Here is a 26,818-nt window from a genome sequence, read left to right on the forward strand (position 1 = left end):
AAGGTATTGAAAATTAAATCAGTGATAAACTAGGGGTGCCTAACGTATGCGTAGGCTGAGAGAGAAGCGCGTGAACTTCTTAACCCTTTGGACCTAATCTGGCTCGTACCAGCGTAGGGAAGTTAACGGCTTTACATAATGATGTCTTTATGAGCCAGGTCCTTATTTTTTTATGGACCTGGCTCTTTTTATGGAAGATGCGCAAATTGGGAATACCGACAGTAGTGGATAGGGTTGTTCAACAAGCAATCAGTCAAGTGTTTGGTTCAATATTTGAAAAACAATTTAGCGAATCTAGTTACGGCTTTAGACAAGGGCTCTTTTATGTTTGTATTTCGGAACTTCATCATATTTCTTTAAATAATAAGCACGGTAAGTAGCTTCACGAAATGGTACAGAGTTGGCAGCTTCAACCATGTAATAACGAAGATACTGGTTTCCCGTTCGTGTCATGGGTGTTCGTTCCGATTCAAAGTTTCCAGATTGCGATTTTTTCTAGTAAAGACCGGTGTATTTGGCCAATTGTGCTTCGTTCTCAAAGCGTTCAATTTGTCCAACTTCCGCAATGATTCCCGCGGCGTATACGACTCCAATGCCTGGAACACTTGTTAAATATCTCGCTTCTGGAATGGCTTAGAATAAAGCAGTAATGCTTTTTTCTATCTCTTTGATTTGTTTTTTCAATGTTTGAATCAATCGTGCATAAGTGGCTAATACAACGTCCACAGAGTCTTGAACGACCTTACCTAGTCGGTAGGAGTCACGTATGGCTTTCTTGATGGTTTTCGCTAAATCTTCCGGGTCGCTAAAGCGTCCTTTCCCCTTTTTCTGAAGAAGAGTAGCGAGTGCTTCTAGATCCATTTCTGCGATTTCATCCAACGAAAGGGAATCTGAGAGTATTTCCATCATCGTCGCACCAAAAACAGAGGTATTTAACTCTTTCGATAACGTATTACATTTGTAGTAAAGGTTCTTCAGAAAGTGTTGCTTACATTCTGTTTGCTGGTGAACGAGTTGATATCTAGATCGTGTTAAACGTTGAAGGGCAACGTATTTTTCCTCCTTGATAAGAAACTTATTATACCGTCCGATTCGTAAAAAATCGGCAATACGGAAAGCATCTATTTTATCGGTCTTATCTTCTTCAAAGAGTTTTTTATACCGATGGATGGCTTTTGGATTTTGTACGACCACTTCCACGTCTAAAGCCCTCAAATCCTTATCTTCCGTTAGGAACATGGAAGGACGGAAACTATAGACGGAAGTAGATTCCATACCAATGACAATTTTTTTATAGTTGTACAACTGATGAAAATGGAGAACATCCTCCTTAATGGCGTTGGCACCATTCACATCGTTTGAAAGACAAATTTCTTTCAAAACAGTGTCATGACTGTCAAGAAAACATACATCAAATTTTTCAGAGCTTACATCAATAGCTACGAATAATCTCAAAGAAAGGACCTCCTTTCTTTGAATAGTATTTGGAATGAGCTTGGATACTGTGGGATCTCCCTAGAGTCAAAAACATAGCCACAACCTCGCGTATGAGTATTCAATGATTGCCTTCATCTAAGCTGCCCCTCCCACCATTATGAGAGGTAAGTGAAGGAAACCGATACAGCTTGTGCGTATGCAGTGCATTTTGGTCTGGGTCACAGTCTTTTAACGTGGTCGAACTACAGGAAGAGTAAGCATATTCCCGATGGATCCATTTCCATACTTCCATTATCTAGGGAAATCCCCCAGTATCCAAGACTGAATTTTACCCATACATCATTTTTTTGATGTAGCTCTTGAAGATAAAAACTATTTAATTTTCAAGGAACAGTTATTAACTTAAAACTTATTATACGAGGAGGGTGTATCATGAAAAAAATATGCTTTGTATTAATTGTCGACGCTGGTATAAATTATGGTTCAATATTTTCTCTACCATTTTTAAGGAATCAGGATGATTTGAAGGGATATTTTTCTAAGTATTATGATGTTTCAATTAATTATATTAGGGATAAAAACTCAGTTGACTATTTGGTAGTTCCAAAACCGTGTCCAGCTTTTGATAATGAAAATAATCTTCCAATAATTGAAGTACCAGCAATCTTATTTATGGAAAAGAATTTTGAAAAAATAAAGACTTATATAGACAATTATTTTTCTAATAACTCATAAAGAAAATAAAAGTACAGTAAAAAGAAGTCCGATAAAAAATGAGTGGTGTAGAATATTTCTATTAATCATTCGTTTTTTATTATATTTACATATATTTTTTAAAAGAGGATTATAGACGTTCTGAAAAAAAATAATTATAACAAGAACAGTGTTCGTGCTACTATCTACGGTTATTTTTTGTACTAAGTAACCCTTTAACTAACAAGACAACAAAAATAATTAATATATTAAGGAAATTAAGTTACAATAAATGTAAGAGATTTTTCTTTGAGTTTTAGCTCTGAATAATAAAGATAGTTAAATCACTAAATGGAGGAGCGGGTCAATTTTGTTCCTTGTATAGTAAATTGTTACCTATCTCTATTGCAGGTTGTATGGCAGGTAACAGTAGCAGTTGTAGCGAAATACAGCAGAGACAAAGGCTCTTTGGCAAACGGGACTGATGAATGTATTTGGCAAGTAAAAAATGGTTCTTCCCGGAGTTAGTTGAAAAGTCTCATTCTCTCCAAAAGTAGAATCTTTGTCCGCAATGTGGAGAATTTGCATCGACCATACATGATTCTTTTAATAAGCTTTAACTTGTTTATGCTCCCTTCGGTAAGACCATTATTATTCTCATAAGTTACCGTATTTCTGACAGCTTCAATATCCCGGGCTAATCCATTCGTAAAGCTCTTAAACTCTTGCATATTAGTATTCTTAATTTTCTTAATACAATGATTGAGATTCTCAACACTTTTTGTGGTGAAGATGTTTTTAAACTCCCATGTTAAATCATAAACTATTTTTACAATAGGGTGTTCTTCGTAATTATTGTTGGTATTATAACGTATGTTCAAGCATATTATTTAACGTGGATGATTCCATAAAGAGAAAAAGAAATAACCTTTGCATTTTTCAGATTATCGTGTATGATGGGAAAGTATTGAAAATTAAATCAGTGATAAACTAGGGGTGCCTAACGTATGCGTAGGCTGAGAGAGAAGCGCGTGATCTTCTTAACCCTTTGGACCTGATCTGGCTCGTACCAGCGTAGGGAAGTTAACGGCTTTACATAATGATGTCTTTTATGAGCCAGGTCCTTATTTTTTTATGGACCTGGCTCTTTTTATTTTGGCATGCGCTGGCCATATCTCGTCCTTGTCACGAACAGGGGAGGCAACAAAGGTTATGAAACAGTCTGTTTCAGCTGAGCAAATTGAATTGAAATCGAGTTTACCAGGGAGTAAGAAAGTATATGTGGATGGACCACGAGAAGGCATGAAAGTACCGATGCGTGAGATTGAACAAAGCGAAACAAATGGCGTTCCAAATCCGCCAATTCGTGTGTATGATACGAGCGGCCCTTATACGGATCCTGAGTATAAAGTGGAGTTAGAAAAGGGAATTCCAACGCCGCGTCATTCTTGGATCATGGAGCGCGGGGATGTAGAGACATATGAAGGGCGCGAGGTGAAACCAGAGGATGATGGTGTGAAAGTGGCTTCGAAACATACACCTGTTTTCCCGCAAATGGATCGCCAGCCGCTTAGAGCGAAGCAAGGTGCAAATGTTACGCAAATGCATTATGCGCGTAATGGCATTATTACGTCTGAGATGGAATACGTTGCAATTCGTGAAGGAGTAGAGCCGGAGTTTGTTCGTAAGGAAATCGCAGAAGGCCGCGCTATTTTACCAGCGAATATTAATCATCCAGAAGCAGAACCGATGATTATCGGGCGTAATTTCCACGTGAAGGTAAATGCAAATATCGGAAACTCTGCTGTATCTTCTTCTATTGCAGAAGAAGTAGAGAAGATGACGTGGGCAACGCGCTGGGGTGCAGATACAATTATGGATTTATCTACAGGTAAAAACATTCATACGACGCGTGAGTGGATTATTCGTAATGCGCCTGTACCAGTTGGAACTGTGCCGATTTATCAAGCGCTTGAAAAGGTAAATGGAATTGCAGAAGATTTAACATGGGAAGTGTACCGTGATACGTTAATTGAGCAAGCGGAGCAAGGCGTTGATTACTTTACGATTCACGCTGGTGTATTGCTTCGTTACATTCCAATTACTGCAAAGCGTACGACAGGTATCGTTTCGCGTGGTGGTTCGATTATGGCGCAGTGGTGTTTATTCCATCATAAAGAAAACTTCCTATATACTCATTTTGAAGAGATTTGTGAAATTATGAAGCAGTACGATGTTTCGTTCTCTCTTGGAGATGGATTACGTCCAGGATCGATTGCAGATGCAAATGACGAAGCACAGTTTTCTGAGCTTGAAACACTTGGTGAATTAACGAAGATTGCTTGGAAACATGATGTGCAAGTTATGATTGAAGGGCCTGGGCATGTACCGATGCATTTAATTAAAGAGAATATGGAGAAAGAGCTTGATATTTGTCAGGGCGCGCCTTTTTATACACTTGGGCCACTAACGACAGATATTGCACCAGGTTATGACCATATTACATCGGCAATTGGAGCTGCGATGATCGGTTGGTTTGGAACGGCGATGCTTTGTTATGTAACGCCGAAAGAACATTTAGGTTTGCCAAACAAAGATGATGTACGCACGGGTGTTATTACGTATAAAATTGCAGCGCATGCGGCTGATCTTGCGAAAGGACATAAAACGGCTCATCAGCGTGATGATGCACTTTCAAAAGCACGTTTCGAATTCCGTTGGCGCGATCAATTTAATTTATCTTTAGATCCTGAACGTGCGATGGAATATCACGATGAAACGTTGCCTGCAGAAGGGGCAAAGACAGCTCACTTCTGTTCAATGTGTGGACCGAAGTTTTGTAGTATGAGAATTTCACATGATATTCGTGAATATGCAAAAGAAAATGATTTAGAAACGACAGAAGCAATTGAAAAAGGAATGAAAGAGAAAGCAGAAGAATTTAAAGAAGCTGGTAGTCATTTATATCAATAACACGTTACACCTCTTTACTTGATTGATCACACTGTAGTACCTAACTTTATTATAGAAGAAGCCCCATTTGCTAAGACGGTAGCAAATGGGGCTTCTGTTGTTTATAAGGCAAAGAAGAGATGTACCCAGTAGAATAAGAGGAATAGTGTGACGACTGTTGTGAGCGGGATAACGATAAGGGATACACTTAAATAGTCTTTCCATTTTACTTTAATTTTGTTTTGTTTCAGAATATACATCCAAATGAGTGAAGCTAGTGTACCAATTGGTAGTAATAGTGAACCGATGTCACTACCAATGATGTTTGCAAGATAGATTGTTTTTAATGTGACTGGATCTAGTCCCATTTCTGTTAATGTGATTGTACCAATCATAAGGGCAGGATGGTTATTGAAGACGTTAGAGAGGATGGATACAAGTCCGCCCATTGCAAAGCTAGCATAGAGTAGATGCTGATTCACAATTGGCTCGAGCCATTGTACAAGTGCAGCTGTTAATCCTGCGTTGTGGAGTCCGTAAATAATGACGTACATAGAGAAGGCGAAAATTAAAATGTGCCACGGTGTCTTTTTCAAAATGTCGACAGGGTTTGTTCGTAAGTAGTACCATCTCCAAATGAGAAGAACGAGTGAACCAAGTACTGCAACGATTTCAATTGGGATGGATAAGAAGGATGCAACGAATAGAAGACAGCGCATCAGGAAGACGAAACCTAATACTTTTAACATGAATCTTGTCCGTTTTTGTTTCGTATCAACAGAATTATTTCCTTTTAGTGGATGGAAGTTTTTCGTGAAGAAAATTTCTTCAATATCATATGAAGAAACAGGTAATTTTTTCGGAAGTTTTTTCTTCAAAACTGTATACATGAGCCATGACATAAATAATAAGCCTAATGTTGCAGGTACAAACATCATAGCAGTATGCATATAAAGAGTCATATTAACGATATTTAATGCAATTAAGTTTACGATATTACTTACACCAATTGGTGCACTAGATGCGGTAGCGATTAAAGCTCCGCTTAATAAATAAGGAATTTGTTGATGTGGTTTTAATTGAAGGTTTTTTAGAAGAAGAATTAAAATGGGAGTTGTAATTAAAATACTACCGTCGTTATTAAATAAAAGAGTCATAAGAAAACATAATAATTGAATATACCAGTATAGACGGCGTCCAGAACCTTTCGCTAGATTTGCCAGTTTCGCTGCGGACCAATGGAAGAAGCCGAAGCTTTCTAATATAACTGCCATGACGATGGTCGCTAATATTGTTATGGAAGCACCGCCAATTTTACTTATAATATCCATGACGTCTGGTTTTGATACAAGTCCAGTAATTATGATGATACCAGCTCCGATTGCTGCTGGCCACGCCTCATTCAAACCTCGAGGCCGCCAAAAGATAACGATCATCGTTAAGAAGAATACAATAATAGTAATCCATATTTCAATGCTCATATTTTGCCTACCTTTCTATTTTCCCTTGAACAGATGTAGCTTGTCTCAAGTTTATATTGGTAGTATATTCAGCAAAAAATAAGAAGAACTAGACGTATAACGAGATGAAGCGAATATGTGTTTTTCAAGCTAAAGGACAAGTGTCACGAATAGTGAAATAACTATTATGAGAGGAGTCTATAAATTATTGGGGCAGTAAAATAGTAAATGAAATTTATATGGGCAATTATGGAGATATATTGACGCAACTTAAAATATATCAGCGATTATTGAAATATATCGGCGCAACTTAAAATATATCAGCGATTATTGAAATATATCGGCGCAACTTAAAATATATCAGTGATTATGGAGATATATCGGCGCAACTTAAAATATATCAGCGATTATGGAGATATATCGACGCAACTCAAAATATATCAGCGATTTTTAAAATATATCGACTTATCGACAAAACATGACAAAAGGAGTCTATTCCAAAATGCCTTTTGGGACAGACTCCAAGACTATATTATTTTTCCTTCAAAAAAGTACGATCCTTCAAGAATAAATTCCAGAAGAAAATAAATCCTGGTAATAAAATTGCAATCCCAATTGCGTATAGAATGAGCAGTGCATAGAACGTTTCTGTCGTTGTGAAGCTTGTAAATACAGTTACGTCAGGATAAATAATATACGGTAAATGCGCGACGCCGTAAGCGTAGCTTGCAAATGCATATTGAGCGACGACAGCTAAAACGGCAATGCGAGGGTATCCTAGTGTATTGTATTTTTTGTTTGTCCACCAAAGGGACGAGTATCCGATAACGAATAAAACAATAGAAACTGTAAACCACGGGAATTGCTTTATTAATCCTTGCATAAGCCAATGTGTTTCTGGGTCCATTACAACGAGGGCGATGATTGCTGTAACGAGCGTTGCAGGACCAAGAATGATAGCATTTCTTCTATAAATTCTATACGTATCTTCTGAACTTTGTTCTCTCGCAAAATCAGCAAGAAAGAGAGAGGAGAGAAATAGTTCAGACGTTAGTCCGAAAAGCATATAACAGTAGATAACCGGGCTAGAAAGAAGTTTTCCATACAGGAGTACTTCTTTTCCTTCAGACATTGTAATATAGGCTCCCTCTGTAACGGGTAAAACGGTAATTAATAGTGCTGGAATTAAGAGACCAGTAATACCTGAAATAACCCGAAGAAGGTACTGATATTTTGGCAAGGAGTAAGCAAATACCATAAACGTACTACGTACTGCAACGAGCACTAAAATTAACATAACTGGTACGAACATTACTGTCGCAAGAGTAAAGGCCGCTTTCGGAAAGAAGCCGAGAAATGCGACAACGACGAAGACGAGAAACGTATTTGTTACCTCCCAAGTTGGTGATAAGTACCGATTCGCAAGTTTAGCAGCGAGCGTCGGATGTTTTGCGTATACCATGCCCCAAAAACCAGCTCCAAAATCAATGGACCCTAGTATACTGTATACGAAAATAAGGGCCCATAAGATGATGATTGCAATACTTTCCTCATGCATGAGAATCGCCTCCTTGATGTTGTAAATCATTCTTTAATGGATGTCTTCTAAAGAATGTCCGTAGAACAATGACTGTTAAAATAGCGAGTCCAATATATAAAATGATGAACAAAACAAATAAAGGACCGACGAAATCGGCGCGTGTAGATGCATCGACGGTACGTTGCATACCATAAATTGTCCATGGTTGACGACCGCTACAACTGAAAATCCATCCGAATTCAATACCGAGCATCATAATTGGTCCGCATGCGGTAGCCCCCCAAAGTAGCCACTTCGGTAGTTCTGTTCCCTTTTTTCGGTAAACGAAGTACCAATATAAGAGCGCAATTGCTGCAACTGCAAAGGTAAACGCAGCGGTGCCGACCATTAAGTTGAATAGTGTATGTGTATAAAATGGTGGCCATGTTTCTTGGGGAAATTCCTTTAGACCTTTTACGACAGTGCTAGGGTCTAGTCCCACTAATAAGCTAAGCATGTTGGGAATTTCAAGTGCATAGTTTAGTTCAAGTGTATTGGGATCCACAACTCCGCCAATGGATAGCGGTGCGTGTGATGTCGTTTCAAATAAAGCTTCAGCAGATGCAAGTTTTTCAGGTGAGTGTTTATGTAAGGCGATCGCTGATTCATGTCCTGAAAGCCACATCGTAGCGCCTGTAATAAATGTAACGACAAGCCCTAATAGCAGCCCTTTTTTATGATAAGCAATTTCACGTGTACTTAAATTTTTCTTCAATAATTTAAATCCAGCGATAGAAGCAATGACAGCCGCACCAGTTGCATAAGCCGTAATAACGACATGGAATGCACTTGTACCAAAACTCGGATTAAAGAAAGCTTTCCAAGGATCAACGTTAAAAACAGATCCATCTGGATTCATTGAAAAGCCTGCTGGTGTATTCATCCATGTATTTGCTGATGTAATAAGCACGGCGGATGCCGTGGCACCAAGCATGACGAAAAATAGCGAGATTAATCTCATAAATGGAGGAAGTTTATCGGCTGCATATACGTAAATCGACATGAATAAAGCCTCCAAAAAGAAGGCGAAAATCTCAATTTGGAAGGGAACAGAAATAACTTGCCCAACAATTTTGGCGAAACCAGGCCAAAGAAGTGAGATTTGCACACCAACGATTGTTCCAGTTGGAATTGCTACACCGAGAAGAATAGCAAACGCCTTTGTCCATCTTTTCGCCATAATGGCATAGTCGGAGTCTTTCTTCCAGTGATAGAGTATTTCGCTTATAAAAATCATCAATGAAAGTCCGACCCCAAGTGTTGCAAAGATAATGTGGAATGCTAATGAAGAACCGAAAAATGCTCTTGCTAATGTTACCGTATCCATATGTAAACTCCTCTTCTTTTTTGCCATTATTTTCTGATTGAATTGGAAGATTTATTCAAAAAAACTACCAAAAATATATATGTATTTAAAAAATGAATATGATAATATAATGTTGTAATATTTTGAATAGAAAGAAATAAATAGTTGGTCATGTTTTGTTTGTTTTTTGCTCAGGAATCTTTTATAATCTTTTATGCGAACATAAGTTCTGTTTTTAGAATGAAGAAGTTTATGTGAAATGGAGAGGGTGTTTTATGTATCCTGAAGTCATTAAAAAGATGGCATTTTCAAAAGAGCATAGAGATTTATTATTGAAGCTATATAATAAAGAAATTACACGTCGTGAATATGATCGACTTGTACAATCGCTATATAAACCTTCTAAAGAGGTTTGCGAGGGATAGAAATGGGGGGAGACAATCTAATAGATTGTCTTTTTTAAATTTATGTATGTTCTGATAAAATTAAGGTTAGCCTTACTAGGGAGGTGAAAAGATTGCGGAAACGTTTATATATAGGGATTGGAGTTATCTTCTTAATCGCTTTAGGTGGAATTGTATTTTGGTCAGCTTTACAAGGAAACCGTACAGAAAATTTTATTTTAAGACATATGGTGAATGACAATGGAACACTTGCCACGTATCGTTTAGTAGATACTAAGGCAGGTACGGGTGAAGCTAAGGGACGTGAAGCTTTATCAGAATCGGCGGGATTATGGTTACAGTATACACTTGATAAAGATGATCAGGCGTTATTTGATGAGCAAGTAAAGGTTATTCAAGATAATTTCATATATAAGAATCATATTGTTTTATGGAAACTCTCTGAAAAGGGAGAGAGGCAGTCAGCTACAAATGCACTTATAGATGATCTTCGTATTATAGAACAATTATATCGTGCTTATGAAATGTATAAGGAAGAGCGTTATAAAAACCTTGCCGATCAATTAAGTGATGCTGTACTTCGTTATAATAAAAAAGATAATTATTATGTTGATTATTATGATGCAGATGCAGGGAAACAAAATAATTTTGTAACAACATCATACATAAATCCGCGTGCATTCTCCTATATGAAGAAGTACGGCAAAGTTTCTGCTCAGCAATATCAGGAAGTCGTTCAATTTTTAGCAGATTATCCAAGGCATGGCTGGGCATTCCCAAAAGAGTATAAAGAAGATGGTACATTTACGTACGATAAAGAAGTGAATCTTATTGACCAATCATACGTTGCATATCATCGAAGTTTAGGTGGTCTTTCATCAGCTGCTTATTTGGAATTTATAAAGAAGAAGTTCCAGGAGGATGGAAAGCTATACGGTCGTTACAATTTAGAAACGGGAAAACAAACTGTGAATTATGAATCGCCGGCCGCGTATGGACTAACGATTTTGTACGTACTACAAACAGGTGATACAAAGTTTGCGAAGGAATTGTATGATCATATGGTCACATTCCGAAATGACAACGTATTTAGTAGATATTACGGTGGATATGTAACAGGTGAAAATAATAATACGCATATTTTTGATAACGTACTACCACTTTTAGCTGAAATGGAATTAAAAAAGAGTGAACAATAAAAGGTGCCACCATATGAGGGTGGCACCTTTTATTTGTTCATATAATTTTACGTCCTAATATTAGAGAAGTAGTCAATCACGAATTCACGGAATTGCTGAGCTGTTTTTGATAAGTAGCGTTTTTTTGACCAACTTAATCCGATGGTTCGCTGACAAGTGGGTTCAATAATACGCAACTTGCTCGATGCTAAAGTAGAGTTTTTTAATAAAGTTAAACTTGGAACAAAAGCGATGCCGAGACCTTGCTTAATGAGGTCACTAATCACGGTCGGTTCATCGACTTCAAAAGCAATATGTGGAGTGAAACCAGCTTCTTTACAAAATTCATCCGTTAAGTGCCGAAATCCATAACCAGTGTTCATACTAATGAACGGTTCGTCCTTTACTTCATGGAGGTGGATATTTTCTCGGCCTGATAAACGATGGCCTGAAGGGACGACTAAGAAAATTTCTTCTGTAATAAGTGGTTCCCAAACAATTTCTTCTCCTTCAATTGGCACAGAGGAGATACAAAAGTCAATTTCTATATTATCTAGTTGTCGTTTCATAGAAGGAGTGGATGCCAGAAATTGTTGGAACCGAACGTTAGGATGTTCTAGTAAAAAAGAGCCAAGTAGTTCTGGTAATATTCTCGGAATAGAAACGGCTAGTGTAATAGAGCTTTGTTGTAATTCGGCTAAATCTTTAATTTCTCGTTCCCCTTCGCTTAATTCATGAAAAATACGCTCTACTCGTTTTAAAAATACTTTTCCGAAAGAATTTAAAGTAATCTGTCGACCTTGGCGATCAAATAAAGGAACGCCTAAATCCTTTTCGAGTCTAGCTATTGTTTTGCTGAGTGAAGGTTGTGCGATATGCAATTCTTCAGCTGCCTTTGTCATATGTTCTAGTCGTGCGACTGTCTGAAAGTATTTTAACTGGAGCAGTTCCATTTCGAGTCTCCTTTCTATAGACCAAAAGGAATGAATTAATAATTAAAGATGTATTATACAGTATGGAAAGTGACGTGTATAGTAAATCTGTTAAACCATTCTAATGGTGTTAAATTCGGAGAAGGAGTATGTTTCATGAAGGGAATTCAACTTGTATTTAAAGATTGGAAAGCGATGTGGCACCATAAACATGGACGTATCGCTTTAATTTTTTTATTAATCGTTCCGTTAATTTATTCAGGATTCTTTTTAGCTGGATATTGGGATCCGTACGGAAAATTAGATAAATTACCTGTTGCGGTTGTGAATTTAGATAAAGGTGCTGCGATGGATGAGAAAACAATTCATGCAGGAGACGATTTTGTAAAAAATTTAAAGGAGAATAAAGAACTGGCTTTTCATTTCGTATCAGAAAAAAATGCTGATGAAGGGCTAAAAGAAGATAAGTACTATATGGTTGTTACGATTCCAGCTGATTTCTCTAAAAAGGTAAGTACACTTATGGATGAGAAACCAGAACCAGCACAATTGCAGTACAAAGTAAATCCGGGTAAAAACTTTGTAGCAGCGCAAATTGGAACGACAGCTGTTGAAAATATGAAAACAAAAATTTCAAATAGTATTACGAAATCTTATACAGAAGGTGTGTTTTCAAAGTTTCAAGACTTAGCACAAGGGTTGAGTGATGCAAGTAATGGTGCTGGGAAGTTACATGAAGGAACGACAGATGCAAGAAATGGGGCAGATCAGCTTGCAGATGGTATTCATCGTTTAAGTGACGGGACATCAAAAGTGAAAGAGGGAAGTGAAAAACTTGCTTCTAGCAAATCAGCCTTAACTGACGGAGCGAATGAGCTAAGTCAAGGAGCAACTTCACTTCATAGCGGTATGGAGTTATTAGCACAAGGTGAAAAAACGTTACAATCAGGGGTTAGTGAATTAAGTGCTGGTACAAATGAATGGGTGAGCGGAAGTGAGAAGCTTGCTGAAGGCCAAGTAAAAGCGGATGGTGCAGCTAATAGTATAAAACAACAATTAGAAGAGTACGTGAAAAATCATCCAGAAGTACAGCAAGATCCCGCTTTTCAAAAAATTGTTGCTACGTCTGATGGACTAGCTAAAGCAACAAGTATTTTAAATAATAGCCAACAACAATTAACACAAGGTGCGCAGAAGCTTGCAAATGGTCAGCATAAGGTTGAAGAAGGTATGAATACATTCGGAGTTAAGTTAAATGAAGCTACTGCTGGAACGAAAAAAATAGCAGATGGTGCTACAAATTTAGCTAGTGGATTTACGAAATGGGGAGCTGGATTTACATCATTACAAGAAGGTGTAAATCAACTTGCGAGTGGCGGAACAGAGCTGAATCATGGTGCTGATCAGTTAACGAACGGACTTGTTAAACTTGATGATGGTGCGAAAGAACTTTCTAGGAAATTAGGAGAGGGCGCAGAGAAGATAGCGGATATTCGTAATGATGATGCACGCAATACGATGTTCTCAGAGCCAGTTCAGTTAGTGAAGTCAACAGTTTCTGACGTGCCTAATTACGGTTCAGGTATTGCACCATATTTCTTATCGCTTGCATTTTATGTTGGCGGAATTATGGCATCGAATATTTTACCGCTTGGCCGCAGACAAAATATGAAGGTAAGCGGAACGGTACATTTTATTAATAAACTAGGATTGGTATATTTAATTGGACTTATTCAAGCGCTACTCGTAGATGTAGTTGTGCTAGGTGTTATGAAATTAGAAGTCGCAAGTGTGCCACTTTTTGTTTTATCAAGTATTGTTATTTCCTTTACGTTCATGACATTTATTCTTATGCTAGTAACAGTATTTGGTCTTGTTGGAAAGTTCTTAGCGGTAACCCTTCTTGTCCTGCAATTAGCGACGAGCGGAGGTACTTTCCCAGGAGAATTAAATATAGCTGTTCTTAGTAAAATTGGACAATTTCTCCCAATGTCTCATTCTCTTAGAGGATTACAAGATGTTATTTCTTTAGGAGATTGGTCGCAATTACAAATGCAAATTTTAATATTGTTATGTTATCTCGTTGTTGCCGGTGGAATTGCTTGGATCACGAGTCATATACAGCATAGAGAAACGAATGTAGAACAAGTTTCTTAAGATGAAATAAGCTATCCGATTTTTTCGGATAGCTTATTTTTTATTTACGTTCCATTACTGCAAAGTAATTATTTTCATTATCAGCAAAGTTGAATGCTCTACCAGTAGGTAAATCTACAACCTGTCCAACTGTGACATTTTTCTCAGAAAGATCTTTATATAGACGGTCTAAGTCATTTGAGAAGAACATAAGTGAAGGTGTATTTAGGTTTAGTTCAGGTTGCATCTTCGCGATTAACGCTTTATCGTGAAGGACGATGCTTGTTCCTGCTTCTTTCGCCGGTGCAATTTCAATCCAGCGGAAGCCATTTCCGTTATTTTCTTCCGCAATGATTTGGAACCCTACTTTTTCTGTCCAAAATTGTACTGTTTCGTCTTGGTTATTTACATATAGCATAATTTGTCCAACTTGATTAATCATAGGTGTCTCTCGCTTTCTTTTTATATGCGTATTATTATATCAAATATATGGCTTGAATAGTTTTTTATGATTTTTTCGGAATACAACCTTCGTCCATTTCATCTTTGTTGTAGGAGAAGGTCCTGTAATCCAAGTATGAAATGGTATTGTGCTACAAATGACCATTGTTGAAATAGAGATAATGGCCGTTAACACAAATAGTAATAGGGTATATAATATAGTATTTTCTTGCAGCGTGAATAAGGAAAGAAGTTTTGTGCATAGTTGCAAGAAGAATAAATGAGCTAAATAAGCACCATACGTGTAATTTCCAATGAAACGTAACGTTTTATATAAGAAACCACGACGCTGTACTATCATAATAGATAACACATACAGTATGATAATTTCGCATACTATATATAAAAACATAGATGGTTTTAAATAGGTAGAAACAGTTAAATGGATAGAGTTTGCTCCGTAAAAACTAAACAACTCATAATTGATGAATAAAAATAAGATGAAAAATAATATTGTTATAAGCGGGATATGTTTCATGACGAATAGCCGCCAAGTTTTTAGTGCTACAGCGGCAATGCCGCCCATAACGAAATAGAATGAGTAGAATAGAAATGATCGATCTGTATAATGTAAAATTGTTGAACTTGTTAATTTTTCTCCATTAAAAATATAGTGAGAAGAGAACCACATTAATAGAAAATATAGGCAAGCGAAAAAGGTCATATATTTATATATGTCTTTTTTATTTTCTGTTCGTTTTTGAAACCAATAAAAAAGTGTGCATAGTAAAGGGAACAATAAGTGAATTTGGAACATCATAATAACGTACCAAAGATGGGGCGCGGCTGTTCCGAGTAATAAACTTTTTATTCCACTTTGTAACGTAATAAGATCGTTTGTTGTTAATAAGTAAAGAATAGACCAAAAGAAATAAGGAATGAGTAAGTGTGTCGCTTTTTCAGAAATATATTCTTTATATACTAATTGCTTCGTATAGTGACGAATTAAGTGAAATCCAACGATAAATATGAATGCTGGTGCTGAGAATTTTGCAAGATTAAATAGCATGCCCATAATGAGGGATTGCTCAAGTAGGACATTTCCTTGATTCATTGTATATAATAAGGAACTTTGCAAAACGACAGCGAGAAATGCAATGCTTTGCAAAACTTTAAATTCAGGTGCGCTTTGTGTCATCGTGTTCATCTCCTTTTCCATACATGATTATAGTACGGAGAATGGATAATGGATGTGGAATATTTGTGAAGATTGTAACAAATTTGTGGCGAGAGGAGCTATCAACTTATCAACAAATAACGAAAGAAAGAGGATGCTCTAAACGAGCATCCTCTTTCTATTAAGCAAATTTGTTTTTGATCCAATTCTTACCTTCTACAAGGCGAGCTGTCATTACCGCACAAGCGTTATCTGCTGTTACGTTTAACATCGTTGCAGGTGGATCAATGATTGTACTAATTGCTGCGATAATTGGCAGTGCTTCTGGCGGGAAACCGTATAGAGATACAATTAACATTTCACCGATCATACCGCCGCCGGGAATAGCACCCATTACTGTTCCTACTAATAGAGAAACAACAAGTGCGATTGCTAATGTTTTCGGTCCTTCGAATTCCATGTTGAAAATACCGAATAAGAAAGCAATTTTTAATACGCCACCTAAAACAGAGCCGTCTTTATGAAGTGTAGAACCAAGAAGGACAACTGTTTCGCGAACGTCTGAAGAAATACCCATTTTCTTCGTTGCTTCTAAGTTCGCTGGAATACTTGCGGCACTACTACAAGTTGCAAGTGATGTAACTGTAGGAGAGACCATGTTCTTCCAAAATACTTGTACACCTTGTTTGCGACCTGCAAGGTATGCATAGAACGTGAAGAATACAAAGAAGTAGATAAGAGAAGCTGGATAGTATACCATTGCTGCTCGGAAGTAAGTTCCAAGAAGTTGTGGTCCGAATTCACCAACTAATGCTGCGAAGTAAGCAGCAAGTCCGATTGGAGCGTAGTACATAATGAAAGATACAACCTTCATTGAAATCTCTGCACCAGCCTGTAGGAATGTAGCGAATGGCTTTCCTTTTTCGCCAACTGCTGAAGTTGCAATCCCCATTAAGATAGAGAAGAAAATAAGAGCTAACATATTTTCACGAGATAGTAACTTAGAGAAGTCAGATACTGTTAAAATACCGACGATTTGATCTGCAACACTAACAGCTTTGCCGGCTTTGTCAGGTTGTGTTAGTTCTAGTACAACACCTTGTGCTGGCGGGAATATTTTCACAACAATAATCATAAAAATAGCAGCTAAAATACTTGTAAATAAGAAAGTCCCAGCCATACTAGACATAATTTTACCGAAACGTTTTAATCCATCCATATTAGCAATAGACGATGCGATGCTAAAGAACACTAGAGGTACAACAATCGTAAACATTAAGTTTAAGAAAATGTCACCAAGCGGCTTTAAAGCAACTGCATCGGCACCCATGAAATAACCAATGAAACCACCAATTAGGATAGAAGATAATAAAATAAGTGGAAAGCGATATGCCTTCATAAATATATCCTCCTATCAATTAAAAAAAGTCATACTGAATCATTATAGCGAGTTAGAGTTCTCTTTACTAGGAGAATACGGATAGATGGAATAGCGCGAAAACCAAGAAATTTTTGTTTTTAAGCTCGGCATACAGCAGGAAATCTAGACATATATATTTGTAACCTAGTGGTGGCAAGGAGTGCACCATAATTTAGGTAGAGAAAAAAGGGGAGGGAAGCGGGATGAATATTTTACTTTGCTGTGCAGCGGGAATGTCTTCCAGTTTGATTGTTACAAAGATGGAGAAAGCAGCAGAGACAAGAGGGATAGAAGTAACAATCTGGGCAGTATCAGGTTCTGAAGTGAATAGTCATATTGATAAAGCTGATGTCCTTTTACTTGGACCGCAAGTACGTTATTTATTACCGAAAATGAAAGAATTATGTAAGGATAAAGGGATACCTGTTGATGTCATTCAATCTGTTCATTACGGACTTTGTAATGGAGAAGCTATCTTGCAAGCAGCTTTGTCAATGAAACCATGAGGAGAGTGGGATAGATGATACGGTTTTTAGAGAAGTATGTGATGCCGGTAGCAGGGAAGGTTGCAGAGCAGAGGCATTTACAAGCAATTCGAGATGGAATTATTTTAACGATGCCTTTCTTAATTATTGGATCGTTTTTCCTCATTATTAGTGCACTGCCGATACCGGGATATAACGAGTTTATGGCAGGTTTGTTTGGTGAGAATTGGCAGAGAGCTTTAGGGTATCCAGTTAGTGCAACTTTTAATATAATGGCTTTAATAGCTGTTTTTGGAATCGCTTACAGGCTTGGAGAGTATTATAAAGTGGATGCTTTAGCATCCGGGGCATTGTCGCTTGTGACGTTTTTACTTGCGACGCCATTTCAAGTTGCATATATTATACCAAGTACAAAAGAAAGTGTACTTGTAGAAGGCGCTATCCCAGCTGCATTAATGGGAAGCCAAGGGTTATTTGTAGCAATGATTATTGCACTTATATCTACTGAACTGTATCGATTTATTGTACAAAAAAAGATAATTATAAAGATGCCAGAGACAGTTCCACCAGCTGTCACGCGTTCATTTGCGGCACTTGTTCCAGGATTTATTGTTGTAACAGTTATTTGGATTTTACGCTTAATTATAGAAAATACTTCTTTTGGCAGTATCCATAATATTGTAGGGCAAATTTTACAGGAACCACTTAGTGTACTTGGTGCTAGTCTTTGGGGCGCAATAATAGCAGTTATTCTCGTTCATGTTCTTTGGTCGTGTGGAATTCATGGTGCTACTATTGTTGGTGGTGTAATGAGCCCCGTTTGGTTGTCGTTAATGGATCAAAACCGAGTCGCTTTTCAAGCTGGGCAAGATGTACCAAATACGATTACGGCACAGTTTTTTGACTTATGGATTTATATGGGCGGTTCTGGTGCAACGCTTGCTCTAGTTGTCGGAATGTTACTATTTGCACGAAGTCAACAATTAAAAAGTTTAGGGAGATTGTCAATTGCACCTGGTATATTTAATATTAATGAGATGGTAACTTTTGGTATGCCGATTGTAATGAACCCACTTTTACTAATTCCATTCATATTAGTTCCAGTTGTGTTAACAATTGTTTCTTACTTTGCAATGGAATGGGGATGGGTCGCACGTCCGAGTGGGGCCGCTGTACCTTGGACGACACCTATTCTTTTTAGTGGATATTTAGGATCGGGCGGGAAAATTTCAGGTGTTATTTTGCAACTTGTTAACTTTGCGCTAGCATTCTTCATTTATTTACCGTTCTTAAAAATATGGGATAAACAAAAACTGGCGGAAGAAAAGGGGGAGTAAAGAACTAAAATGGATACGATAGAGACGAAAGCTTTTCATTTAATCTTGCATGGGGGAAACGCGAGAAGTTGTTCAATGGAAGCAATTGATTGTGCGAAGCGTGGGGAGTTTACAGAAGCTGAAGCTAAATTACAAGAAGCACTAGAGGAATTAAAAGAGGCGCACCGTGTACAAACGGAGCTTATCCAGAAAGAAGCTGGTGGCGAAAAGACCGAAGTTACTCTTTTAATGGTACACGCGCAAGATCATTTAATGAATGCAATTACGGTGAAAGAATTAGCGAGTGAGTTTGTAGAGTTATATAGGAAGATGTCGGTGGATGAATGAACCTTGCTTATGCAAGGTTTTTTTATCTCGAATTAACGGGCAGTAAAACACCCACTAATTAAAATTTCATTTTATGTATGTGCCCGTACCATCAGCGAAATGTTCATCCCACTGATGGTATTTTACAATCCTCCTTTTTTCGGATGAGTAAGAGTTATAATTAATCGGCAGTAACAATTTCTCCTATACCACGAATTAATCTTTTTATATGCATCCGCTCCGGTTTTAATATATTTACGATATAATCAATCGATATTTGTGGTTCAACGGTTGTACCGCAAGTATAACAGTCAATAGCTGCAAAATTTTGTTCCGGGTAAGTGTGAATGGAAAGATGGCTTTCTGATAATAACACTAATACAGTAACACCATATGGCTGGAACTCTTTTTTACTTACGTTTAAAACATGGGCACCAGAGTAATCTGCAGCTGTAACTAGATGATATTCTAAAAATTGCATATCATCTAATAGGGAAAAGTCCACTCCCCACAAATCTACTATTATATGCTTGCCAAAAGTAGAATATTCCATAGGGTAGCACTCCTTATTATAATATTGTCAAAACTTCATTTCCTGTTTGTAGCATTGATGTAAGATAAGATTTGATTCTGAATTTAAAAGAGCGAGGTTACGTTGTTCTAAATGTTCTTCTTTAAATTGAAATAAAGGAAAAAGAAGAGCAGGCAATGTTCGAGGAGTTGGTACTACATATAATTGTTCAATTTGATCGAGTACATGTGCAGAATTAGTAGCAAGATGAAATCCCCAGTCAGTTCCGAAAGAAGGAACGATTGTATGATAACTCTTCACAGTTAATCCAGCGTGTTCAATTGTATTACCGATACTCCAATATACTAGAGGTGCATCAGCAGGTGAATTAGATTGACAGACGAAAGCACCGTCTTCTGTTAAGAATGTAGCTATACGAGCAAATAGTTCGCTTGTATATAAAGTACTTAATAATTCTGTCGCTGGGTCTGGAAAATCAATAATGATTACATCGTATAAAGATGAAGATGAATTTAGAAATTCTTTTGCATCGCATACGTGCACGTTCACACGATTATCAAAAAAAGCATTTTTGTTTAAAGATACTATTTCTGGAACATTACGTGCCATATTAATCATTGCCTCGTCTAAATCAACAAGGTCTACATGTAGCACAGTTTCATATTTCAAAACTTCTCGTAAGGCAAGGCCATCGCCACCACCTAATATGAGAACACGTTTTGGATCAATTACTTTTGCCATAATCGGATGTACAAGTGCTTCATGATAAATTTGCTCATCAACGGAACTGAATTGTAGTTGCTTGTCCAAGTATAAGCGAACATCGTTTACTTGGACTAAATTAATATTTTGATAATTACTCTTTTCTTCAAATAGGCTCGTATGTTCACCAGCTTGTATTTCCTTTAGAGAAATTTCATCCCACACATCTAAGCTGTGTGAATCTGTAGGTACTATAGTTACATTTTCCGATTGTACTTGCTTATCTTGCTTATTCTGCTCATCCTGTTTGTCTTGTATATCATGCTTGTCCTGCTGTTCTAGTTCAAATTTGTCAGAGTCTAATTCAGAACGCTTGTCTTTTTTATAGCTTGTTATTCTATAAATCTTTATTTTGCTTTGTTTTCTATGTTTTGGCATAGGAATCCCCTTTCGAATTGTGTTATTTTATTCTATTTTATTTTATGTAATCTAGTAGAGTTTGCTTGGACAATAGAATAGATAGAAGACTGAGCCCAAGAAAATGTTGTTTTTTACTAGATTCCTACGATAAAAAAGTTTTTTTAGTGTTTTTTCATATTAAACACAACTAGACAACTAAACACTAATCTATTTTCATACAGTTATGTGTTAAAAGCGTGTTGTTTTATAACACACTGTGTGTTTTTTGGACGACACACTAATTGAAAGCGTTAACACACAAAGAAAATAGTCGAAAAAGTGCTGATTTTAGTGGTTTTAAAAAGTTGGCACGCTAATTGCATTAATAAATAGCGTAAAGAAAAATAAATAAAACATAAATTTTTTATACTACACAAGGGGGATTTTCAAATGAATATTTTATTATGTTGCTCAGCAGGGATGTCTACAAGTTTACTAGTTACAAAAATGGAAGCGGCTGCAAAAGCTCGCGGTTTAGAAGGCAAGATTTGGGCTGTATCTGGGGATGCAGTAAAAACGAATATCGATCAAGCAGATGTATTATTACTAGGACCACAAGTTCGTTACATGCTTTCTTCAATGAAAACGCTTGCTGATGAGAGAAACGTTGGAATCGACGTTATCAATCCAATGCACTACGGCATGATGAATGGAGAAGCAGTTTTAGATCACGCATTAACACTTAAAAAATAATTAGGGGGGAAGCGAAATGCAAAAGTTTATTGCATTCATGGAGAAATATATTGTTCCTGTCGCTGGTAAAATCGGGTCGCAACGTCATTTAGCTGCGATCCGTGACGGATTTATCGCAGTTATGCCACTTATTTTAGTTGGTGCACTGGCATCACTAATTAATGGTTTTCCATCTGAGGCTTTCCAAGATTTCATGAAAGGTTTGTTTGGTGAAACGTGGAAACAAGTTGGCGGTGGAATGTGGACTGGTTCTTTCGCGATTCTAGCACTAATCATAGCATTTACAACAAGTTATAACTTAGCAAAATCTTACGGCGTTGATGGTTTGTCAGCAGGTATTATTTCATTTGGTGCGTTAATTATTCTTACGCCAACAACACCGAAAGAAGGCGGATTGAACTTAGCTTGGACAGGTGCACAAGGGTTATTCGTAGCAATTATTGTAGCACTCCTTGTTACTGAAGTATTCCGTTTCTTCGTACAAAGAAACATTACTTTTAAAATGCCTGATGGAGTACCACCAGCAGTTTTAAGATCTTTCGCAGCTATAGTTCCAGCATTTGTTATCTTAACAGTAGTTGCAGGTATTCAATTAGCAGTGAAATTAGCTGGTACAAGTGTTCATGAATTTATCTTTAATACGATTCAATCACCACTGCAAAGTTTAGCAGGGACATTACCAAGTGCAATTGTCATTGTACTCCTTGTTCATCTTCTTTGGTTCTTCGGTTTACATGGTCCAAATATCGTTGGTGGTATTATTGAGCCGTTATACTTACCAGCATTAGAGAAAAATATGAAGTTATTCCAAGGTGGCACATCTGCATTTGATGTTCCAAATATTGTTACAAAACCATTCTTTGATACTTTCGTATATCTTGGTGGTTCTGGTGCAACATTAGCGTTCTTAGTAGTTGTATTACTTGTAGCAAAAAGTGCACAATTACGCGGTGTATCTCGCTTATCAATTGGTCCAGGTGCATTCAACATTAACGAACCAGTAATCTTTGGTACACCAATTATTTTAAATCCAGTTTTATTCTTGCCGTTTATCATAACACCAATTGTATTGGTAATTACTTCTTATACAGCTATATCTATTGGTTGGGTACCAAAAACAGTTGCAATGATTCCATGGGCAACACCACCAATTATTAGTGGTTATCTTGTAACAGGTGGACATCTTTCAGGTGCAATTCTACAGTTATTCAACTTTGTAATTGCGATGGTAATCTACTATCCATTCGTTGTATTATGCGACCGTTCTGTTGTTCGTACTGAAAAAGCAGCAGCACAAGGAAATAATAATTCTGTACCTATGTAACACAGTAATTGTTCTCACAGATAACACTATCTGTGAGGACAATCACCTTTATATCATGTTCAAAAAGATGAAAAACATCTATATGAACACTAAACTATCATTAATAAATTCATACTTTAATAGACATGTTCAAACTGAAGGGGTATTTAAATCGGTTGAACCTTATAGAGAGGGCGGTAATTATGATGACTACAGCAGAACAAATTCCATTCCAATTGATTTTAAATAGTGGTAACGCACGAAGCTTTGCGATGGAGGCACTTCAATTTGCCAAACAGGGGAAAATGGCAGAAGCAGATGAAGCGATGGTAAAGGCAAAAGAAGCGATTAATGAAGCGCATCATTTCCAAACAGAGCTCATACAATCAGAAGCAAGAGGAGAAAAAACAGAGGTTAGTGTTCTTTTAATTCACGCACAAGATCATTTAATGAATGCGATTACAGTAAAAGAATTAGCAGCAGAGTTTATCGATCTTTATAAAAAGCTTGAAGCGAAAGGGGAATAAAGCATGACTGGAATTAAAATTGCTACAATCGGCGGTGGATCTAGTTATACACCAGAGTTAATTGAAGGATTTATTAAGCGTTATGATGAGCTTCCTGTTCGTGAAATTTGGTTAGTAGATATTGAGGCAGGAAAAGAAAAGTTAGAAATCGTTGGTAACTTAGCGAAACGTATGGTGAAAAAATCAGGCTTACCAATCGAGGTACATTTAACACTTGATCGCCGTGAGGCATTAAAAGATGCTGACTTTGTAACAACACAACTTCGCGTTGGTTTATTAGAAGCACGTGCAAAAGATGAAGCAATTCCGTTAAAGTATGATGTAATCGGTCAGGAAACGAATGGTCCTGGTGGTTTATTCAAAGCGTTGAGAACGATTCCTGTTATTTTAGATATTTGTAAGGATATGGAGGAGCTCTGTCCAAATGCATGGTTAATTAACTTTGCAAATCCAGCTGGTATGGTAACAGAGGCTGTCCTTCGTTATACAAATATTCAAAGAGTAGTTGGTCTATGTAACGTTCCAATCGGAATTCGTATGGGTCTTGCAAGATTACTTGAAGTAGATGCGAGTCGTGTTCACGTTGATTTCGCAGGTTTAAATCATATGGTATACGGACTAGATGTATACTTAGATGGTGTAAGTGTAATGGACCGTGTGTTAGAGCTTGTGACAGATCCAGAAAAACAAATTACGATGGAAAATATCGCAGCGCTTAACTGGGAGCCAGACTTTATTCGAGGACTTCGTGCGATTCCATGTCCATACCATCGTTATTACTACAAAACACGTGAAATGTTAGAAGAAGAGAAAGAAGCTTCTGTTGAAAAAGGTACACGTGCAGAAGTAGTAAAACAATTAGAAAATGATTTATTTGAGTTATATAAAGACCCGAACTTAGATATTAAACCACCACAATTAGAAAAACGTGGCGGAGCTTATTATAGTGATGCAGCATGTAGCTTAATTACGTCTATTTACAATAATAAAGGTGATATCCAGCCTGTTAATACACGAAACAACGGAACAATTGCAAGCTTACCACATGATTCAGCTGTTGAAGTGAACTGTATTATTACGAAAGAAGGTCCAAAACCAATTGCAGTTGGAGACCTTCCAGTACCAGTTCGCGGTTTAGTACAACAAATTAAATCATTCGAGCGCACAACAATTGAAGCTGCTGTTACAGGGGATTATCATAAGGCGCTGCTTGCTATGACAATCAATCCACTTGTACCATCAGATAAAGTTGCAAAACAAATTTTAGATGAAATGTTGGAAGCACATAAAGAGTATCTTCCGCAGTTCTTTAAAAAGGTAGAGAAGTAAAAGCGGCGCTATTTAGCCCGCTTTTTTTATTCTATTAGGAGGTATTATGATGATTAAGTTAATTGTAAATGCAGATGATTTCGGTCTTACAGAAGGTACAAATTACGGCATTATTGATGGGCATATAAATGGACTTGTCAATTCAACGACGATGATGATGAATATGCCAGGAACAGAGCATGCGGTACGCTTAGCGAAAGAGTATAACCTACTCGGAGTAGGCGTACATCTCGTATTAACGGCAGGAGAACCACTGTTAAAGGATGTACCGTCACTCGTAGGGGAAAACGGATCGTTTCATAAACAAAGTGTTGTAAGGGAAGGGAATATAAATCCAGAAGAAGTTGAGAGAGAATGGACTGCTCAAATTGAGAAGTTTTTATCTTACGGATTAACACCAACTCATTTAGATAGTCATCATCATGTGCATGGTTTACCGATTTTACATGATGTTCTTGAGAGATTAGCGGCTAAATATAATGTTCCGATTCGTCGTTGTGAGGAAGATAGAGCGGTGCATCCATTTTCTGATGTGTTTTACAGTGACTTTTATGCGGATGGTGTGACGGAAGATTACTTTGTGAAGTTAAAAGAAAGAGTACAAGGTGAACAAACGGTAGAAATTATGGTTCATCCAGCTTATATTGATCCAGAGCTTGTGAAGCGTTCTTCTTACGTAATGGATCGTGTGAAGGAATTGCGTATTTTAACAGAGAGTGAGTTGCCAGAAGGCATAGAGCTTGTGAAGTTTTAATAGAAAAAACGACGGCTACATCATGCCGTCGTTTTTTCTATTTATAAAATGGACAGAATATATCCGCCAAAGGCTCCCAGTATAACGATAACCCAAGGTGGTGTTTTCCAAAAAGCTAGTAAGCAAAAAAGAAGCGAAGCGAAAACGAAATCTGAAGCATTTATAACTGTACTCGTCCAAATAGGATCGTAAAAAGCGGCAATTAAAATACCAACAACTGCGGCGTTAACACCAAGTAGTGCGCCTTGTATGAATGATATTTTTCTCACACTGTTCCAAAATGGTAAAACACCAATAACGAGTAAGAAAGCAGGGAGGAAAATCGCAATTGTTGCGAGTGTTGCCCCAAGCGTCCCGTTTAATACTGCTCCTATATAAGAGGCGAATGTAAATAGTGGTCCTGGTACTGCTTGTGTTAATCCGTATCCAGCTAGGAACTGTTCTTTCGTCATCATTCCGTTTTGTACGAACTCACCTTCAAGAAGGGGCAGCACGACGTGTCCTCCTCCAAATACAAGTGCGCCAGAGCGATAGAAACTATCAAATAAAGCGATGTAATAAGAAAACGGTCTTAATATCGGTAGCAGTAGTAATAGTCCAAAGAATAAGACGAGACAAGAAACTGCTATCTTTTTTGAAATAGGTACTTTTATACTTTGAGATTGGCTAATTGGTTGGTTGCGATATAAAAACCAACCGATAAAGCCACATAGTATAATAAGGATGACTTGTGTCCAACTACTTGGCCATAATAAGGCAATTGCGGCAGTTACAATCGCAATCGTCGCACGGTTGCGATCTGGAGTTAACTTTCGCGCCATTCCCCATATGGCATGAGCGACAATAGCTACTGCTACAAGTTTTAGTCCATGAATCCAGCCGGCACTTCCAAGATCGAACTGATTAAGGAATGAGGCGAAGAAAACCAAAACAAGTACAGACGGTAAAGTGAATCCAATCCATGAAATAATAGCTCCTAATAGTCCGCCTCTTAATAATCCAACCCCCATACCGACTTGACTGCTGGCAGGACCAGGAAGGAATTGACATAGCGCTACTAAATCTCCATAGCTTCGTTCATCCATCCATTTTCTTTTTTGCACGTATTCGTGGTGAAAATAGCCGAGATGAGCGACAGGACCGCCGAATGAAGTAAGTCCTAATTTAAATGAGACGAGAAAAATCTCTAATAATGTGTGAAAGATGTGTTTGTTTTTTTTCAAAATAACCTCCTATAATGTTTTTCTATGTGCATTATACAAGAGACTTTCAATCT

At 37.4% G+C, this 26,818-nt stretch carries 25 protein-coding genes, 2 pseudogenes and 2 riboswitches; of the genes and pseudogenes, 14 read left to right on the forward strand and 13 right to left on the reverse strand.

Annotated features, from left to right (window positions below; genetic code table 11):
* Nucleotides 1–21: 21 nt before the first annotated feature.
* Nucleotides 22–137, forward strand: a riboswitch (TPP riboswitch).
* Between the two features lie 169 nt (nucleotides 138–306).
* Both M1D66_RS01365 and M1D66_RS01370 read right to left on the reverse strand, forming a co-directional pair.
* Nucleotides 307–630 (reverse strand): annotated as a pseudogene (locus M1D66_RS01365) (transposase).
* A gap of 3 nt (nucleotides 631–633) precedes the next feature.
* Nucleotides 634–1,455 carry an IS110 family transposase gene (locus tag M1D66_RS01370; RefSeq protein WP_425592565.1) on the reverse strand — a complete coding sequence of 274 codons (822 nt, stop codon included), beginning with the start codon at nucleotides 1,453–1,455 and terminating at the stop codon, nucleotides 634–636.
* Between the two features lie 414 nt (nucleotides 1,456–1,869).
* On the opposite strand from M1D66_RS01370, the gene M1D66_RS01375 reads away from it, so the two are divergent.
* A complete protein-coding gene (locus tag M1D66_RS01375) occupies nucleotides 1,870–2,172 on the forward strand; it encodes a hypothetical protein (RefSeq protein ID WP_000717619.1) in 303 nt (100 codons plus the stop codon).
* A 482-nt stretch (nucleotides 2,173–2,654) separates the two neighbouring features.
* On the opposite strand, the gene M1D66_RS01380 is transcribed toward M1D66_RS01375, so the two are convergent.
* Nucleotides 2,655–2,966 carry a transposase gene (locus M1D66_RS01380; protein ID WP_375363827.1) on the reverse strand — a complete coding sequence of 104 codons (312 nt, stop codon included), beginning with the start codon at nucleotides 2,964–2,966 and terminating at the stop codon, nucleotides 2,655–2,657.
* A gap of 3 nt (nucleotides 2,967–2,969) precedes the next feature.
* Between M1D66_RS01380 and M1D66_RS01385 the strand changes: the two are divergent.
* Both M1D66_RS01385 and thiC read left to right on the forward strand, forming a co-directional pair.
* A pseudogene (locus M1D66_RS01385) lies at nucleotides 2,970–3,041 on the forward strand (L-lactate permease); the annotation flags it as partial.
* A gap of 71 nt (nucleotides 3,042–3,112) precedes the next feature.
* A riboswitch (TPP riboswitch) is annotated at nucleotides 3,113–3,228 on the forward strand.
* Between the two features lie 114 nt (nucleotides 3,229–3,342).
* On the forward strand, nucleotides 3,343–5,103 hold the full coding sequence (thiC, locus tag M1D66_RS01390; protein ID WP_242554942.1) for a phosphomethylpyrimidine synthase ThiC: 1,761 nt from the start codon (nucleotides 3,343–3,345) through the stop codon (nucleotides 5,101–5,103).
* 101 nt (nucleotides 5,104–5,204) lie between these two features.
* On the opposite strand, the gene M1D66_RS01395 is transcribed toward thiC, so the two are convergent.
* From M1D66_RS01395 to cydA, 3 genes are all read right to left on the reverse strand, one after another.
* Nucleotides 5,205–6,563, reverse strand: a complete 1,359-nt coding sequence (locus M1D66_RS01395; RefSeq protein WP_000021123.1) for an arsenic transporter — start codon at nucleotides 6,561–6,563, stop codon at nucleotides 5,205–5,207.
* Nucleotides 6,564–7,074: 511 nt separating this feature from the next.
* Nucleotides 7,075–8,100 carry a cytochrome d ubiquinol oxidase subunit II gene (locus tag M1D66_RS01400; protein ID WP_000544187.1) on the reverse strand — a complete coding sequence of 342 codons (1,026 nt, stop codon included), beginning with the start codon at nucleotides 8,098–8,100 and terminating at the stop codon, nucleotides 7,075–7,077.
* The gene (cydA, locus tag M1D66_RS01405; protein ID WP_000381979.1) at nucleotides 8,093–9,448 is read right to left on the reverse strand and encodes a cytochrome ubiquinol oxidase subunit I; all 1,356 of its coding nucleotides are present in this window, start codon (nucleotides 9,446–9,448) and stop codon (nucleotides 8,093–8,095) included. The genes M1D66_RS01400 and cydA overlap by 8 nt, the downstream gene beginning before the upstream one ends.
* Before the next feature lie 254 nt (nucleotides 9,449–9,702).
* Here cydA and M1D66_RS01410 point away from each other — a divergent pair, with 254 nt between their 5' ends.
* Nucleotides 9,703–9,852 carry a hypothetical protein gene (locus M1D66_RS01410; RefSeq protein WP_000283179.1) on the forward strand — a complete coding sequence of 50 codons (150 nt, stop codon included), beginning with the start codon at nucleotides 9,703–9,705 and terminating at the stop codon, nucleotides 9,850–9,852.
* 92 nt (nucleotides 9,853–9,944) lie between these two features.
* Nucleotides 9,945–11,030 (forward strand): hypothetical protein, encoded by a 1,086-nt coding sequence (locus M1D66_RS01415; protein ID WP_001231665.1) that lies wholly within the window; start codon nucleotides 9,945–9,947, stop codon nucleotides 11,028–11,030.
* Nucleotides 11,031–11,077: 47 nt separating this feature from the next.
* Here M1D66_RS01415 and M1D66_RS01420 read toward each other — a convergent pair whose 3' ends face one another.
* The gene (locus M1D66_RS01420) at nucleotides 11,078–11,962 is read right to left on the reverse strand and encodes a LysR family transcriptional regulator (protein WP_000421926.1); all 885 of its coding nucleotides are present in this window, start codon (nucleotides 11,960–11,962) and stop codon (nucleotides 11,078–11,080) included.
* Nucleotides 11,963–12,097: 135 nt separating this feature from the next.
* Between M1D66_RS01420 and M1D66_RS01425 the strand changes: the two genes are divergently transcribed.
* Nucleotides 12,098–14,098 carry a YhgE/Pip domain-containing protein gene (locus M1D66_RS01425; protein WP_000676364.1) on the forward strand — a complete coding sequence of 667 codons (2,001 nt, stop codon included), beginning with the start codon at nucleotides 12,098–12,100 and terminating at the stop codon, nucleotides 14,096–14,098.
* A 40-nt stretch (nucleotides 14,099–14,138) separates the two neighbouring features.
* Here M1D66_RS01425 and M1D66_RS01430 read toward each other — a convergent pair whose 3' ends face one another.
* The 3 genes from M1D66_RS01430 to M1D66_RS01440 all read right to left on the reverse strand — a co-directional run bounded on the left by M1D66_RS01430 (nucleotide 14,139) and on the right by M1D66_RS01440 (nucleotide 17,094).
* Nucleotides 14,139–14,519: a VOC family protein gene (locus M1D66_RS01430; RefSeq protein ID WP_000610162.1), complete on the reverse strand. Its 381-nt coding sequence runs from the start codon at nucleotides 14,517–14,519 to the stop codon at nucleotides 14,139–14,141.
* A 39-nt stretch (nucleotides 14,520–14,558) separates the two neighbouring features.
* A complete protein-coding gene (locus tag M1D66_RS01435; protein WP_000194344.1) occupies nucleotides 14,559–15,716 on the reverse strand; it encodes an acyltransferase in 1,158 nt (385 codons plus the stop codon).
* A 160-nt stretch (nucleotides 15,717–15,876) separates the two neighbouring features.
* Nucleotides 15,877–17,094, reverse strand: a complete 1,218-nt coding sequence (locus M1D66_RS01440) for a dicarboxylate/amino acid:cation symporter (RefSeq protein ID WP_000649362.1) — start codon at nucleotides 17,092–17,094, stop codon at nucleotides 15,877–15,879.
* A 224-nt stretch (nucleotides 17,095–17,318) separates the two neighbouring features.
* Between M1D66_RS01440 and M1D66_RS01445 the strand changes: the two genes are divergently transcribed.
* Genes M1D66_RS01445 through M1D66_RS01455 form a run of 3 tightly spaced genes read left to right on the forward strand, consistent with a single transcriptional unit; the run spans nucleotide 17,319 to nucleotide 19,264 of the window.
* The gene (locus M1D66_RS01445) at nucleotides 17,319–17,621 is read left to right on the forward strand and encodes a PTS sugar transporter subunit IIB (RefSeq protein ID WP_001023557.1); all 303 of its coding nucleotides are present in this window, start codon (nucleotides 17,319–17,321) and stop codon (nucleotides 17,619–17,621) included.
* Between the two features lie 14 nt (nucleotides 17,622–17,635).
* Nucleotides 17,636–18,937, forward strand: a complete 1,302-nt coding sequence (celB, locus tag M1D66_RS01450) for a PTS cellobiose transporter subunit IIC (protein WP_000617789.1) — start codon at nucleotides 17,636–17,638, stop codon at nucleotides 18,935–18,937.
* Nucleotides 18,938–18,946: 9 nt separating this feature from the next.
* A complete protein-coding gene (locus tag M1D66_RS01455) occupies nucleotides 18,947–19,264 on the forward strand; it encodes a PTS sugar transporter subunit IIA (RefSeq protein ID WP_000379645.1) in 318 nt (105 codons plus the stop codon).
* Nucleotides 19,265–19,424: 160 nt separating this feature from the next.
* Here M1D66_RS01455 and speD read toward each other — a convergent pair whose 3' ends face one another.
* On the reverse strand, nucleotides 19,425–19,796 hold the full coding sequence (gene speD / locus M1D66_RS01460; RefSeq protein WP_000456823.1) for an adenosylmethionine decarboxylase: 372 nt from the start codon (nucleotides 19,794–19,796) through the stop codon (nucleotides 19,425–19,427).
* Between the two features lie 27 nt (nucleotides 19,797–19,823).
* On the reverse strand, nucleotides 19,824–20,915 hold the full coding sequence (locus M1D66_RS01465) for a polyamine aminopropyltransferase (protein ID WP_086385583.1): 1,092 nt from the start codon (nucleotides 20,913–20,915) through the stop codon (nucleotides 19,824–19,826).
* Nucleotides 20,916–21,326: 411 nt separating this feature from the next.
* Between M1D66_RS01465 and M1D66_RS01470 the strand changes: the two genes are divergently transcribed.
* From M1D66_RS01470 to chbG, 5 genes are all read left to right on the forward strand, one after another.
* A complete protein-coding gene (locus tag M1D66_RS01470; protein ID WP_001023569.1) occupies nucleotides 21,327–21,629 on the forward strand; it encodes a PTS sugar transporter subunit IIB in 303 nt (100 codons plus the stop codon).
* A gap of 16 nt (nucleotides 21,630–21,645) precedes the next feature.
* Nucleotides 21,646–22,953, forward strand: coding sequence for a PTS cellobiose transporter subunit IIC (celB, locus tag M1D66_RS01475; RefSeq protein WP_001168822.1), 1,308 nt, complete (start codon nucleotides 21,646–21,648; stop codon nucleotides 22,951–22,953).
* Between the two features lie 182 nt (nucleotides 22,954–23,135).
* Complete coding sequence (locus M1D66_RS01480) at nucleotides 23,136–23,459, forward strand: PTS lactose/cellobiose transporter subunit IIA (RefSeq protein WP_000989055.1); 324 nt, start codon at nucleotides 23,136–23,138, stop codon at nucleotides 23,457–23,459.
* Between the two features lie 3 nt (nucleotides 23,460–23,462).
* Entirely contained in the window at nucleotides 23,463–24,788 is a 1,326-nt protein-coding gene (celF, locus tag M1D66_RS01485; RefSeq protein ID WP_000145762.1) for a 6-phospho-beta-glucosidase, read from the forward strand.
* A gap of 49 nt (nucleotides 24,789–24,837) precedes the next feature.
* Nucleotides 24,838–25,542, forward strand: a complete 705-nt coding sequence (chbG, locus tag M1D66_RS01490) for a chitin disaccharide deacetylase (RefSeq protein ID WP_000593496.1) — start codon at nucleotides 24,838–24,840, stop codon at nucleotides 25,540–25,542.
* Between the two features lie 41 nt (nucleotides 25,543–25,583).
* Here the strand turns inward: chbG and M1D66_RS01495 are convergent, their stop codons facing one another.
* Entirely contained in the window at nucleotides 25,584–26,765 is a 1,182-nt protein-coding gene (locus M1D66_RS01495) for a chromate transporter (RefSeq protein ID WP_242554943.1), read from the reverse strand.
* Between the last annotated feature and the right edge of the window lie 53 nt (nucleotides 26,766–26,818).

The sequence above is a fragment of the Bacillus sp. PK6-16 genome (assembly GCF_056530295.1).

Coding starts and splice junctions, on each gene's coding strand:
- thiC (WP_242554942.1), top strand. CDS start 3,343: ATGAAACAGTCTGTTTCAGCTGAGCAAATTGAATTGAAATCGAGTTTA.
- M1D66_RS01410 (WP_000283179.1), top strand. CDS start 9,703: ATGTATCCTGAAGTCATTAAAAAGATGGCATTTTCAAAAGAGCATAGA.
- celB (WP_001168822.1), top strand. CDS start 21,646: ATGCAAAAGTTTATTGCATTCATGGAGAAATATATTGTTCCTGTCGCT.
- M1D66_RS01445 (WP_001023557.1), top strand. CDS start 17,319: ATGAATATTTTACTTTGCTGTGCAGCGGGAATGTCTTCCAGTTTGATT.
- M1D66_RS01480 (WP_000989055.1), top strand. CDS start 23,136: ATGATGACTACAGCAGAACAAATTCCATTCCAATTGATTTTAAATAGT.
- M1D66_RS01430 (WP_000610162.1), bottom strand. CDS start 14,519: ATGATTAATCAAGTTGGACAAATTATGCTATATGTAAATAACCAAGAC.
- M1D66_RS01465 (WP_086385583.1), bottom strand. CDS start 20,915: ATGCCAAAACATAGAAAACAAAGCAAAATAAAGATTTATAGAATAACA.
- cydA (WP_000381979.1), bottom strand. CDS start 9,448: ATGGATACGGTAACATTAGCAAGAGCATTTTTCGGTTCTTCATTAGCA.
- celB (WP_000617789.1), top strand. CDS start 17,636: ATGATACGGTTTTTAGAGAAGTATGTGATGCCGGTAGCAGGGAAGGTT.
- speD (WP_000456823.1), bottom strand. CDS start 19,796: ATGGAATATTCTACTTTTGGCAAGCATATAATAGTAGATTTGTGGGGA.
- chbG (WP_000593496.1), top strand. CDS start 24,838: ATGATTAAGTTAATTGTAAATGCAGATGATTTCGGTCTTACAGAAGGT.
- M1D66_RS01420 (WP_000421926.1), bottom strand. CDS start 11,962: ATGGAACTGCTCCAGTTAAAATACTTTCAGACAGTCGCACGACTAGAA.
- M1D66_RS01455 (WP_000379645.1), top strand. CDS start 18,947: ATGGATACGATAGAGACGAAAGCTTTTCATTTAATCTTGCATGGGGGA.
- M1D66_RS01425 (WP_000676364.1), top strand. CDS start 12,098: ATGAAGGGAATTCAACTTGTATTTAAAGATTGGAAAGCGATGTGGCAC.
- M1D66_RS01470 (WP_001023569.1), top strand. CDS start 21,327: ATGAATATTTTATTATGTTGCTCAGCAGGGATGTCTACAAGTTTACTA.
- M1D66_RS01400 (WP_000544187.1), bottom strand. CDS start 8,100: ATGCATGAGGAAAGTATTGCAATCATCATCTTATGGGCCCTTATTTTC.
- M1D66_RS01375 (WP_000717619.1), top strand. CDS start 1,870: ATGAAAAAAATATGCTTTGTATTAATTGTCGACGCTGGTATAAATTAT.
- M1D66_RS01440 (WP_000649362.1), bottom strand. CDS start 17,094: ATGAAGGCATATCGCTTTCCACTTATTTTATTATCTTCTATCCTAATT.
- M1D66_RS01435 (WP_000194344.1), bottom strand. CDS start 15,716: ATGACACAAAGCGCACCTGAATTTAAAGTTTTGCAAAGCATTGCATTT.
- M1D66_RS01395 (WP_000021123.1), bottom strand. CDS start 6,563: ATGAGCATTGAAATATGGATTACTATTATTGTATTCTTCTTAACGATG.
- celF (WP_000145762.1), top strand. CDS start 23,463: ATGACTGGAATTAAAATTGCTACAATCGGCGGTGGATCTAGTTATACA.